9 protein-coding genes are annotated in these 12399 nt (G+C 64.6%); 8 read left to right on the top strand and 1 reads right to left on the bottom strand.

Annotated elements, in window-relative coordinates:
- Window positions 1-7: 7 nt before the first annotated feature.
- The 5 genes from gspL to mnmA are packed head-to-tail and all read left to right on the top strand — an operon-like array spanning window position 8 to window position 4097.
- Window positions 8-1237 carry a type II secretion system protein GspL gene (gene gspL, locus G513_RS0105875; RefSeq protein ID WP_022975896.1) on the top strand — a complete coding sequence of 410 codons (1230 nt, stop codon included), beginning with the start codon at window positions 8-10 and terminating at the stop codon, window positions 1235-1237.
- Window positions 1234-1782 carry a type II secretion system protein M gene (locus G513_RS24720; RefSeq protein ID WP_022975895.1) on the top strand — a complete coding sequence of 183 codons (549 nt, stop codon included), beginning with the start codon at window positions 1234-1236 and terminating at the stop codon, window positions 1780-1782. The genes gspL and G513_RS24720 overlap by 4 nt, the downstream gene beginning before the upstream one ends.
- Window positions 1779-2531, top strand: a complete 753-nt coding sequence (locus tag G513_RS0105865) for a type II secretion system protein N (RefSeq protein WP_022975894.1) — start codon at window positions 1779-1781, stop codon at window positions 2529-2531. Before G513_RS24720 ends, G513_RS0105865 begins: the two co-directional genes overlap by 4 nt.
- Before the next feature lie 16 nt (window positions 2532-2547).
- Window positions 2548-3015, top strand: coding sequence for an NUDIX hydrolase (locus G513_RS0105860; protein ID WP_022975893.1), 468 nt, complete (start codon window positions 2548-2550; stop codon window positions 3013-3015).
- Entirely contained in the window at window positions 3012-4097 is a 1086-nt protein-coding gene (mnmA, locus tag G513_RS0105855) for a tRNA 2-thiouridine(34) synthase MnmA (RefSeq protein ID WP_022975892.1), read from the top strand. Before G513_RS0105860 ends, mnmA begins: the two co-directional genes overlap by 4 nt.
- 9 nt (window positions 4098-4106) lie before the next feature.
- On the opposite strand, the gene G513_RS0105850 is transcribed toward mnmA, so the two are convergent.
- Window positions 4107-5459: a serine hydrolase domain-containing protein gene (locus G513_RS0105850; RefSeq protein ID WP_169560523.1), complete on the bottom strand. Its 1353-nt coding sequence runs from the start codon at window positions 5457-5459 to the stop codon at window positions 4107-4109.
- 267 nt (window positions 5460-5726) lie between these two features.
- Here G513_RS0105850 and acnB point away from each other — a divergent pair, with 267 nt between their 5' ends.
- From acnB to G513_RS0105835, 3 genes are all read left to right on the top strand, one after another.
- Window positions 5727-8321 (top strand): bifunctional aconitate hydratase 2/2-methylisocitrate dehydratase, encoded by a 2595-nt coding sequence (gene acnB / locus G513_RS0105845; protein WP_022975890.1) that lies wholly within the window; start codon window positions 5727-5729, stop codon window positions 8319-8321.
- A 200-nt stretch (window positions 8322-8521) separates the two neighbouring features.
- Window positions 8522-11182, top strand: coding sequence for an aconitate hydratase AcnA (gene acnA, locus G513_RS0105840; RefSeq protein WP_022975889.1), 2661 nt, complete (start codon window positions 8522-8524; stop codon window positions 11180-11182).
- Between the two features lie 115 nt (window positions 11183-11297).
- On the top strand, window positions 11298-12353 hold the full coding sequence (locus G513_RS0105835; RefSeq protein WP_022975888.1) for a lipase family alpha/beta hydrolase: 1056 nt from the start codon (window positions 11298-11300) through the stop codon (window positions 12351-12353).
- Window positions 12354-12399: the final 46 nt, after the last annotated feature.

The raw sequence follows: 12399 nt of genomic DNA, 5'->3' as shown, positions 1-12399 counted from the left end.
CCGTCCCTTGCGCGACATCCTCTATATCCGCCTGCGCGATACCGCCCCGGACGCGCCGACCGCGCATGCGCTCGTCGCTTCCGATCCGCTCGATACGAGCCTTGCCAGGCCCGGCGTGCTGGTCCGCGAACTGCCGCTTGACGAGGTCATCGCCCTCGGTGTCGGCCGCAAGGTGATCGTCTTCGTGCCGGGTGCCGATGTCCGGCTGACCACGGTGTCGGTGCCGGCCCGGCAACCGGCCAAGGTGCTGCAGGCCGCGCCCTTCGTGCTCGAAGACCAGTTCGCCGAAGACGTCGACACCCTGCATTTCGCGATCGGCAGCCGCCTGCCCGGCGGTGCCTTCCCGATCGCCGTCGTCACCCGCTCGCATGTCGACGACTGGCTGGCTCCCTTCAATGCCGCCGGGGTGCGGATCAGCGCGCTGATTCCGGACACTCTGGCTCTGCCCTGGACCGAAGGTGGGCCGTGGAGCGTGTTGCCGGATGCCGGCCAGATGATCGTCCGCAGCGGCCCTTATGCCGGTTTCAGCTGCGTGGCGGAAGATTTCGAGCTGCTGCTGGAACTGGCCGAGAACGGCACGCCGGCGAGCCTGCGGGTGCTGGTGGCCCGCGACGACGCCACCGATTACACCCAGCTGCAGCGGCCGCTGGATCTGCTGCCGGGCTTCGATCATCCGCTCGAAGCACTGATTCGCCACTGGCGGCCGTCGCAGTCGATCGATCTGCTGCAGGCTGGCTATTCGCAGCGCGATGATCTGAACCGCTACTGGCGCCCCTGGCTGCTGGCCGCGCAGCTGGCGGCGGTTGCGCTGCTGCTCGGCATCGGCCTGAACGTTGCCGAATCGCAGCGCCTGAAGCGCGAAGTTGCCGCTCTGCAGACCGCCAACGAAGAAACCTTTCACCGCCTGTTCCCACGCGAAACCAAGATCATCAACCTGGAAGCCCAGGTCGACCAGCAGCTGCGTCTGCTGAATGGTGCTGGCAGCGGCGGCGGTCTGTTCGAGCTGATCCAGTCGGCATCGAGCGGCCTGGCCGAGAACCCGGGCCTGAGCCTGAAGAACGTGCAGTTCCGCGATGGCGCGTTGTTCCTCGATCTGTCCGGCAGCGATCTGCAGGTGCTCGAACGTCTGCGTGCCTGGTACGGCAGTCATCCGGGCGCCAAGCTCGACGTCGAATCCGCAGACTCCAACGAGAACGGCGTGCAGATTCGCCTGAAACTCAGCCCGGTGGCCGCATGAGCGCCGCGCTCCGTCAGAAGGTTGCCGGCGTCAGAGCCCAGATTGCCGGGCAGACCGCGCCGTATCGCGCACGCTACGAAGCGCTGCAGCCGCGCGAGCAGACACTGGTCAGCATCGCCGCCGCGATGGTCATCGCCGCCCTGCTCTATTCGGCGATCTGGCAGCCGATCGTCCGCCATCGCAAGGCACTGGCCGAAGAACTGCAGTCGGCGCGCTCGATCGCCACCCGGCTGGCTCAGGCCGAGGTCGATCAGCGTTTCGCGGCACCGCAGTCGGGGCCGATCGTCGGCAGTGATGTCTCGCTGCTGACCGCCGTCGATCAGGCCTCGAAGAACGGCACGCTGAAGAAGCCGCCGGCGCGTCTGCAGCCGGATGGTGACAATCAGGCACGCATCTGGTTCGAGGATGTCGAGTTCGATGTGCTGCTGCGCTGGATGAATGAATTGCAGACCCGCTACGGCGTGCGCATCGAGGTCGCCGATATCGAGCGCCAGCCGACACCGGGCCTGGTCAACGCCCGCCTCGCGGTGATCCGCGCGCCATGAAGACTCGCACCTTGCTGTGGGTCGGCATCGGCAGCTTTCTCGCCTTCCTGATCGCGACCGCGCCGATCGCTTCGATCTATCCGCGCGTGGCACCGCCGGACTCGCCGGTGCAGCTGACCGGCCTGACCGGCTCGGTGTTCTCCGGCTCGGCTGGCTCGCTCAGCTATCAGGGCCGCAGCCTTGCCAAGCCGCTGAACTGGACGTTCAGCCCGCTGGCGCTGATCGCCGCCCGGCTGGGCTATCACGTCGATGGCTCGGTCGATGGCCTGCTGTTCGATGGTCACGTGTCGCGCACGCTCGGCGGCAACATCGTGGTCAGTTCCCTGGCGGCCAGCGGCGGACTGAAAGGGCTGCTGGCACTCAGCGGTGACGCCCAGTTGCCGATCGAGGGCGATGTCGGTGTCAAGCTCGACGAGCTGATCCTGGTCGAGAAATTCCCGAAGCAGGCCAGCGCCGACATCGACATCGCCCGTCTGCGCTGGACGCTGGGCCGCAATCCGCTGGTGCTCGGCGATTTCAAGATGGCCGTGACCACTGAAGCCGGCGTGATCGTCGCCAAGGTCTCGCCGACTGCCGGGCCGCTAGATGTCGGCGGCGAACTGCGTCTGAACACTGATCGCAGCTACGAGATCGATCTCAAGGTGAAGGCCAAGCCGGAAGCCGAGCCGGCGGTGCAGAACCTGGTGCGCACGCTCGGTCAGCCCGACACTCAGGGCTATTACCGGATCAAGTCGCGCGCTCAGCTCTAGGCTGCGCCGAGTTCGCATGGCATCCGCTCATCACATCACCGTCGCCTGCGTCGTCGAACGTGACGGCCGTTTCCTGTTCGTCGAAGAACAGGTCAACGATCATCTGGTGCTGAATCAGCCCAGTGGCCATTGGGAGCCCGGAGAGACGCTGATCGAAGGCGCGGTGCGGGAAGCGCTGGAAGAAACGGGCTGGGATGTAAGACCGACGGCGCTGCTCGGCATCTACGAGTACGAGCCGCCGGAACTCGGCTACGGCTTCCTGCGTTTTGCCTTTCTCGCCGAACCACTGCAGCACCATCCGGAGCGGTCGCTCGACGATGGCATTGCCCGCGCGATCTGGCTGACCCCGGACGAACTGCGCGCGGCCGCCGGCCGGCATCGCAGTCCGATGGTCCAGCGCGGGATCGACGATGCCCTCGCCGGCCAGCGTTATCCGCTGGCGATGCTGGCGCATCTGAGCCCGGCGCTGTTGCGCAAACCGTGAGCGGCGAGCACGTCGTCGTCGGCCTTTCCGGCGGCGTCGATTCGGCGGTCACCGCCTGGCTGCTGCGCGAGCACGGCTACCGGGTTTCCGGCCTGTTCATGGTCAACTGGACCGAGGACGAAGCGGGATACTGCACCTCGGCGGAGGACTTCCAGTCGGCCCGCGCGGTCGCCGAGGAACTGGGCATCCCGCTGCATCGGGTCGACTTCTCGCTTGAATATCGGCAGCGGGTGTTCGATCTGTTCCTCGCTGGCTATCAGGCCGGCAAGACGCCGAATCCGGATCTGCTCTGCAACCGTGAAGTGAAGTTCCAGCCGTTCCGCGAGCACGCACTGAGGCTGGGTGCCGACTGGGTGGCGACCGGCCATTACGCGCGAGTCGATCACGGCGCTGAAGGCCCTCGCCTGCTGCGCGCCGTCGATGACAACAAGGATCAGACCTATTTCCTGGCCGCCGTTGCCCGCGAGCACTTCGAGCGTGTGCTGTTTCCGCTTGGCGGACTGACCAAGCCGGAAGTGCGCGCGCTGGCACAACAGGCCGGCCTGCCCAATCACGCCCGCAAGGATTCCACCGGTATCTGCTTCATCGGCGAACGTGAGTTCCGCGAGTTCCTGAGCCAGCATCTCAAACCGCAGCCTGGCGCCATCGAGGACGATGCCGGTGCGGTCATCGGCCAGCATCAGGGGCTGGCTTTCCACACGCTAGGTCAGCGCAAGGGCCTGGCAATCGGCGGCGTGCGCGGCGCGAAGGAAGCGCCGTGGTACGTGATCACGAAAGACGCCACGCGCAACGTGCTCACGGTGTCGCAGGACAGCGAGCATCCGCAGTTGATGACGACGCTGATCGCCACCGACGACTTCCACTGGATCCGCAAACCGGAGCCGATGCCGGCACGCCTGAGCGCACGCATCCGCCATCGTCAGAGCCTGCAGGCTTGCCTCATCGCGAGCCAGGATGGCTCGCGTGTGGTGTTCGCTTTCGAGCAGCCGCAGCGCGCCGCGGTGCCCGGTCAATACCTGGTGCTGTACGACGGCGAGGAATGCCTCGGCAGCGGCGAGATCAGCGGCCGCGCTGCCGAATAAACCTGACTCTCAGGTCGCCGGCAGGGTCAGCTGCGTGATGATCCCGGGACGCAGGTCGTCCCAGATGTCGAGGCCGGTCTCGGTGCCGTTGACGATATCGGCCTGGAGCAGCAACACCGCGCCATAGCCCAGCGCCACGTCGAGCCACGGCATGGTGCCGAACAGACCTGGATCGCTCCATTCAGGACCGTTGCTGCCCGGATGCTTGCGCGGCGCGCTGAGGAAAACACCTAAGCCGTAGCCGGGATAGTCGATCCGCCGACCCAAGGGGAATGGCGTGTAGATGGTCCGCAGCCCGACGGTCTGATCGGTAAGCACCTGCGCGACCATCGCCGACGACAGCACGCGAGTGCCGTTGAAGAGGCCATCGTTGAGCAGCAGGCGCAGGAATTCGCCGTACTCGGAGGCAATCGAAGCACCGCCACCGGCAATCCGCGGATTGATGACCGTGGCTGGATCGCCATAGGTGAAACGGCTCAGGCCCAGCGGACCTGCGAGGCGGGACTGGAAGAAGTCCTGCCAGTTCTGGTTGGCGATCAGGGTGGCGATGTAGCCGGCGACCTGGAAATCGATGCCGCCGTAGTTGAATGCAGCCCCCGGTGCGGACGCCAGATCGACACGAGCGATCCTCTGCGCGCATTCGCGCAGGCTGACGCCGGTTTCATCGGTGATGCAGGCCGGCTGCGCGGCATCGTCGAGGCCGGGCAGACCCGAGGTATGCGCGAGCAGCATGCGCATGGTGATCAGGCCCTTGTCGGTGGGCCAGTCGAACGTGGGATCAAGCGCCAGATACTGGCCAACCGGCGTATCGAGCGCGATCTCGCCGCGATCGACCATGGTCAGGATCGCCAGCACCGACGGCAGCTTGGTTGCCGAGGCGAGCAGCACCAACTGATCGGCAGGAATATCGCCACCAGCCTGGGCGAACAGCGGGCCAGTGCGATCGAACAGCCCGAAGCTGTAACCGCTGACCTGACCGGAGCCGCTACCGATCGCTGCGTTCAAGCTTGCCGCCGTACCGGTCCAGTCATAGGCGCGCAGGTTGGCGGGAACGGTGGTGGTGCCGCTGCTGTTGCTGGCCTGCAACGCGAGGCGTGTGGTTCCGGCCGGAACGACGAAGCTGGTGCTCGTCTGGCCGCTGACATCGATCGAGCCGGGAAGGACCAGCAGTCGGGTGGCGCCGGTGACGGCCCAATTCAATTGCACCGTACGACCGGCATTGGTCGTCGACGGCGTCACGGTGAAGGAGGTGATGCTCGGCGCCGGACCACTGGTCGCACCGTCCCGGCTGGTGCCGCAAGCGTGGAGCAGCAGGAGCGACGGCAGCAACAGCAGGCTGAATAGGGATCGGCGGATCGTCATCTGAATGCTGCTCTCCATCTTGGTTGCTTGGGACACGCAGACAGCTACGCAGTTCCCGGCGCTTTCTGCGGGCGCAGAGAGGTGCCTGGGTCAATGGATTTCGCCAGCCGTCAGGCTTCTTCGGGCGGCACGGATGATGCTTTCCAATGATAGAATAATGACCGCGCTTCGCACTGACCGTGTCGAATCCTGGGGCTGCAACGCTATGGATCGCAACGCTTCGTGCGGCGCCTTTCATCACTGCTTCCCCACCGGACCAACAACGCCATGTTGCAAGCCTATCGCCAACACGCTGCCGAGCGCGCTGCCCTCGGTATCCCGCCGCTGCCGCTGTCTGCCCAGCAGACCGCCGAGCTGATCGAACTGATCAAGAATCCGCCGGCTGGCGAGGAAGCGTTCCTGGTTGACCTGCTGACCCACCGCGTGCCGCCGGGCGTTGATGATGCCGCCAAGGTCAAGGCTTCGTTCCTGACCGTGGTCGCCGATGGCGAACTGTCCTGCGCCCTGATTTCCCGCGCCAAGGCCACCGAATTGCTCGGCACGATGGTTGGCGGCTACAACGTCAAGCCGCTGATCGACCTGCTCGGCGATGCCGAAGTCGGTACTGTCGCTGCCGCAGCGCTGAAGAAGACGCTGCTGATGTTCGATTTCTTCCACGACGTCGCCGAGCTGGCCCGCGCTGGCAACGCCAACGCCAAGGCCGTCATCCAGTCCTGGTCGGAAGCCGAATGGTTCACCAGCCGCCCGGAAGTTGCCAAGAAAATCACCGTCACCGTGTTCAAGGTGCCTGGCGAAACCAATACCGATGATCTGTCGCCGGCGCCTGACGCCTGGAGCCGCCCGGACATCCCTCTGCACTACCTCGCCATGCTGAAGAACACGCGCCCTGACGCGGCCTTCAAGCCCGAGGAAGATGGCAAGCGCGGTCCGATGCAGTTCATCGACGACCTCAAGAAGAAGGGCCATCTGGTCGCCTATGTCGGCGACGTGGTCGGCACTGGTTCGTCGCGCAAGTCGGCGACCAACAGCGTCATCTGGGCCACCGGCGAAGACATTCCGTTCGTGCCGAACAAGCGCTTCGGCGGCGTTACCCTCGGCGGCAAGATCGCACCGATCTTCTTCAATACTCAGGAAGACTCCGGCTCGCTGCCGATCGAAGTCGATGTCTCCAAGTTCGAGATGGGCGATGTCATCGACATCCTCCCGTACGAAGGCAAGATCGAGAAGAACGGCGCCGTCGTCGTCGAATTCGAACTGAAGAGCCAGGTGCTGTTCGATGAAGTGCGCGCCGGCGGCCGCATCAATCTGATCATCGGCCGCTCGCTGACCGGCAAGGCCCGCGAGTTCCTCGGTCTGCCCACCTCGACCCTGTTCCGTCTGCCGACGGTGCCGACTGCAACCAAGGCCGGCTTCACGCTGGCGCAGAAGATGGTCGGCCGCGCGGTCGGCCTGCCGGAAGGCCAGGGCGTGCGCCCGGGCACTTACTGCGAACCGAAGATGACCACCATCGGCTCGCAGGACACCACCGGTCCGATGACCCGCGACGAGCTCAAGGATCTCGCCTGCCTCGGCTTTTCCGCCGATCTGGTGATGCAGTCCTTCTGCCACACCGCGGCCTATCCGAAGCCGGTCGACGTCAAGACCCATCGCGATCTGCCCGCCTTCATCAGCAACCGCGGCGGCGTCGCGCTGCGCCCGGGCGACGGCGTCATCCACTCCTGGCTCAACCGCCTGCTGCTGCCGGACACCGTCGGCACCGGCGGCGATTCGCACACCCGCTTCCCGATCGGCATCTCGTTCCCGGCCGGCTCCGGCCTGGTCGCTTTCGGTGCTGCCACCGGCGTGATGCCGCTCGACATGCCGGAATCGGTGCTGGTCCGCTTCAAGGGCGAGATGCAGCCCGGCGTCACCCTGCGTGACCTCGTCCACGCAATCCCGCTGTACGCGCTCAAGGCCGGTCTGCTGACCGTCGCCAAGGCTGGCAAGAAGAACGTGTTCTCGGGCCGCGTGCTGGAGATCGAAGGTCTGCCGAACCTCAAGGTCGAGCAGGCGTTCGAGCTGTCCGACGCTTCCGCCGAGCGCTCCGCCGCCGGCTGCACGATCAAGCTCAACCAGGCGCCGGTGATCGAGTACATGAACTCGAACATCTTCCTGATGAAGAACATGATCGCCAACGGCTACCAGGACGCGCGCACCCTGGAGCGTCGCATCAAGAAGATGGAAGAGTGGCTGGCCAAGCCGACCCTGCTCGAAGCCGACAAGGATGCCGAGTACGCCGCCGTCATCGACATCGACCTCGCCGACATCAAGGAGCCGATCGTCTGCTGCCCGAACGACCCGGATGACGCGAAATTCCTGTCCGAAGTCGCCGGCGCCAAGATCGACGAAGTCTTCATCGGCTCGTGCATGACCAACATCGGCCACTTCCGCGCCGCCGGCAAACTGCTGGAAGGCAAGAAGGACATCCCGACCCGCCTGTGGGTCGCCCCGCCGACCAAGATGGACGCCGCCAAGCTGACCCAGGAAGGCGTCTACAACACCTTCGGCACCGCCGGTGCACGCACCGAAATGCCGGGCTGCTCGCTGTGCATGGGCAACCAGGCGCAGATCAAGGAAGGCTCGACGGCGATCTCGACCTCGACCCGCAACTTCCCGAACCGCCTCGGCAAGAACACCAACGTGTATCTGGGCTCGGCGGAACTGGCGGCCATCGCTTCGAAGATGGGCAAGCTGCCGACGGTGGCGGAATACCTGGCCGAGATGGGCATCGTCACCAAGCACTCGGAGCAGATCTACCAGTACCTGAACTTCAACCAGATCGACGAGTACGTCGAAACGGCGAAGTCGGCGGTCGAGGCCTGAGCCGGGGCCTGAGCAGCACTGCAATGAACGTCACCGGCACAGCCTTCGGGCGCCGGTGAAGATAGAAGCCCGTCGGCGCGAGCCGGCGGGCTTTTTTTGTGTCCTCGATAAGACGCTCGGCTAAGCCATACTCGGAACCCGGGCTGAACTTCCATCGACTGCAAACCCTCTGAAGTCCGGCACCCTCAAGGAGAACGACTGTGACCGATAGCTACAAAGCCAAGTCCACGCTCACCGTCGGATCGAAAAGCTACGGCTTTTACGATCTGACCCAGCTGGAGCAGCCATTCAAGGTCTCGAGGCTCCCTTACTCGTACAAGATCCTGCTCGAAAACCTGCTCCGTCACGAAGACGGCGTGAGCACCACCGCCGACGACATCAAGGCGCTGGCAACGGCGGACCTGAAAAAGGTGCCGGCCAAGGACATCAACTTCACCCCGGCTCGCGTGATCCTGCAGGACTTCACCGGCGTGCCCTGCGTGGTCGATCTCGCTGCGATGCGCGATGCGATCAAGACGCTCGGCGGTGACGCCACCAAGGTCAACCCACTGTGCCCGGTGGAACTGGTCATCGACCACTCGGTGATGATCGATCACTACGGTTCCAAGGAAGCGCTGGACCTCAATGCCAAGGTCGAATTCCAGCGCAACGAAGAGCGCTACACCTTCCTGCGCTGGGGCCAGGAAGCGCTGAAGAACTTCAAGGCCGTGCCACCGGATACCGGCATCGTCCATCAGGTCAACATCGAATACCTCGCCCGAGTCGTGTTCCAGAACGACGATGGCATGCTGTACCCAGATTCTTGCTTCGGCACCGATTCGCACACCACGATGGTCAACGGCATTGGCGTGCTCGGCTGGGGCGTCGGCGGTATCGAAGCGGAAGCAGCGATGCTCGGCCAGCCGTCGTCGATGCTGATTCCGGAAGTCATCGGCGTCAGAGTCAGCGGCAAGCTTGCCGAAGGCGCGACGGCCACCGATCTGGTGCTGACCGTCACCGAGATGCTGCGCAAGCGCGGCGTGGTCGAAAAGTTCGTCGAATTCTTCGGCCCCGGCCTTGCCAATCTGTCGGCTTCGGATCGCAACACCATCGCCAACATGGGCCCGGAATACGGCGCTACCTGCGGCATCTTCCCGATCGACAACGAAACCCTTAACTATCTGCGCCTGACCGGCCGCAGCGACGAGCAGATCGCCATCGTCGAGGCCTACGCCAAGGCCCAGGGCATGTGGTGGACGCCGGACGCGCCGGAAGCGGAATACACGGACGTGCTGGCGCTCGATCTGTCGACGATCCTGCCGAGCCTCGCCGGCCCGAAGCGTCCGCAGGACCGCGTGCTGCTGACCGACATGAAGACCAACTTCAAGAAGGCTTTCGAAGCCGAGCAGAAGGCGCGTCCGTCGAAGGGTCCGGCTACGGTCACCGACCGTGGCGAGACCTACACGCTTACGGATGGCGCGGTCGTCATCGCCGCGATCACCAGCTGCACCAACACCTCGAACCCGAGTGTCTTGATCGGCGCCGGCCTGCTGGCCCGCAAGGCGCGCGCGCTCGGTCTGAAGAGCCAGCCCTGGGTCAAGACCTCGCTGGCACCCGGCTCGAAGGCGGTCACCGAGTATCTGAAGAAAGCCGGCCTGATCGAAGATCTGGAGTACCTCGGCTTCCACATCGTCGCCTACGGCTGCACCACCTGCATCGGCAACTCCGGCCCGCTCAACGAGCCGATCGGCAAGGCGATCCAGGACAACACGCTGAGCGTGTCGGCCGTGCTGTCAGGCAATCGCAACTTCGAAGGCCGAGTGCATCAGGACGTGCGGATGAACTATCTCGCCTCGCCGCCGCTGGTCGTGGCCTATGCGATTGCCGGTTCGACCGATCTCGATCTCACCAGCGAAGCGCTCGGCACCTCGAGCGAAGGCATGCCGGTGTTCCTGAAGGACATCTGGCCGACCAATCAGGAAATCCAGGAAGCAGTCACCAAGGCGGTGACGGCCGATCTGTTCAAGACCAGCTACGGCGAAGTGCTGAAGGGCGATGCTCGCTGGCAGGCGATCAAGATCGCGAAGTCGGAAACCTATCCCTGGGATTCGAAGAGCACCTACGTGCAGAACCCGCCGTACTTCACCGGCATGACCATGACGCCGCCGGGCATCCTGCCGATCAAGGGCGCCAGAGTGCTCGCGGTGCTCGGCGACTCGATCACCACCGATCACATCAGCCCGGCCGGCGACATCAAGAAGGACGGCCCGGCCGGCAAGTATCTGATGGAGCACGGCGTGCAGCGTGCCGACTTCAACAGCTTCGGCTCACGCCGTGGCAACCACGAAATCATGATGCGCGGCACCTTCGCCAACACCCGCATCAAGAACGCGATGACGCCGGGCGTCGAAGGTGGTGTCAGCCGTTACATCAATGGTGCGGCCGGTCCTGTGGAAGCGATCTACGACGTGGCGATGAAGTACGCCGCCAGCAGCACGCCGCTGGTGGTTCTCGCCGGCAAGGAATACGGCACCGGCTCGTCGCGTGACTGGGCGGCCAAGGGCACCATCCTGCTCGGCGTCAAGGCGGTGATCTCGGAGAGCTTCGAGCGCATTCACCGCGCGAACCTGGTCGGCATGGGCGTGCTGCCGCTGAATTTCGTCGATGGCCAGTCCGCAGTCTCGCTGGGTCTGGACGGCACCGAAGTGTTCGACTTCGACGGCCTCGTCGACGGCGCCACCTCGGTCACCGTCAGCGCCAAGAAGGCCGACGGCAAGGTCGTGAGCTTCACCGCCAAGGTCCGCATCAACACGACGGTGGAATGGTCGTACTACAAGCACGGCGGCGTGCTGCAGTACATGCTTCGCCAAATGGCGGCATAAGCGTTTGTCTGACTTCCAGATGTGATGAACAGGGCGGCGCGAGCCGCCCTGTTTTTTTGTCTGCGGCCCGGACTCAGAATGCGACTGCCGTGCCTTCATCTGACAGGAATTCCCCATGCGTCCGACCCGTTTCTTCACCGTCCCGATCGCTTTGGCCTTGCTGCTCCTGCAAGGCTGCGGCAGCTCCAGCGCGCCGGATCTTTTCCTGTCGTCGGAACCGGCCTTGATCACGCCGCAGGCCACACTCGATCAATCGCTCAACTGCACGCCCTTCGAGCATCCGGACAAGCCGCCGGTGCTGCTGGTGCACGGCACTTTCTTCACCGGCACCGAGCAATTCACGCTGTTCTACACGCCCCAGCTGGTGGCGCTGGGCTATGACGTCTGCATCGTCACCTACCCGGATCGCGGTCTTGGCGATCTGCAGATTTCCGCCGAGTACGTCGTCAACGCCTTGCGCAGCATCCACGCGCAGACGGGTCGCAAGGTGGCGATGATCGGCCACAGCCAGGGCGCGACGATGCCGCGCTGGGCATTGAAGTACTGGCCGTCGGCACGCGAAGCGGTCAGCGATTTCGTGCTGCTCGCCGGGCCCAACCACGGCACCAGCGTCGCCTTCGGTTTCGATACCATGGCTGCGCTGTTCGATGCGCTCGGCCTGGGCGCTTTGCCGGTTGGCCTGTTCCCGGAAGCGCTGTATCAGTTCGCGCTCGATGCCAACTTCATCACCGCGCTCAACGCCGGCGACGAAACGCCGGGCGATGTCGACTACACCGCGGTCTACACGCAGTTCGATGAACTCGTGCAGCCGGTCGCGCCGGTACCGACGGCGGCGCTCGATTTCGGCCAGGCCAATGATCACGTCGCCAACATCCTGTTGCAGGACATCTGTCCCGCTTATCTCGTCGAACACGGCACCATCGGCACCACCGATCCGGTCGCCTTCGCGCTGGCGCTGGACGCCATCAGCCACTCAGGTCCGGCCGATGTAACGCGCGCCGGTGGCGCTTCGCTGTGCCGGCTGTTGCCGGTCGATGTGACCGTGCTGCTGCAGGCTCCGATCGTCAGCGGGCTGCTGCAGATCGTTGACTCGACCTTGCAGACCGGCGTGCCCAATCCGCACCTCGCGGCCGGCGAGCCGCCGCTGATGCCGTACGCGACGACGCCGTAGCTCCGGGCACTGATCGAAGTATCCTTATCGTCACATCCACTTCACC

It is taken from the genome of Nevskia ramosa DSM 11499 (genome assembly GCF_000420645.1).
Classification (GTDB): Bacteria; Pseudomonadota; Gammaproteobacteria; order Nevskiales; family Nevskiaceae; genus Nevskia; species Nevskia ramosa.
The sequence above is the reverse complement of the archived record's forward strand: the minus strand, read 5'-3'. Positions and strand labels throughout refer to the sequence as shown.

Bases quoted from the DNA above. Each gene is read 5' to 3' on its own strand.
- G513_RS0105860 (WP_022975893.1), top strand. From the start codon at position 2,548: ATGGCATCCGCTCATCACATCACCGTCGCCTGCGTCGTCGAACGTGAC.
- acnB (WP_022975890.1), top strand. From the start codon at position 5,727: ATGTTGCAAGCCTATCGCCAACACGCTGCCGAGCGCGCTGCCCTCGGT.
- G513_RS0105865 (WP_022975894.1), top strand. From the start codon at position 1,779: ATGAAGACTCGCACCTTGCTGTGGGTCGGCATCGGCAGCTTTCTCGCC.
- G513_RS24720 (WP_022975895.1), top strand. From the start codon at position 1,234: ATGAGCGCCGCGCTCCGTCAGAAGGTTGCCGGCGTCAGAGCCCAGATT.
- G513_RS0105850 (WP_169560523.1), bottom strand. From the start codon at position 5,459: ATGACGATCCGCCGATCCCTATTCAGCCTGCTGTTGCTGCCGTCGCTC.
- G513_RS0105835 (WP_022975888.1), top strand. From the start codon at position 11,298: ATGCGTCCGACCCGTTTCTTCACCGTCCCGATCGCTTTGGCCTTGCTG.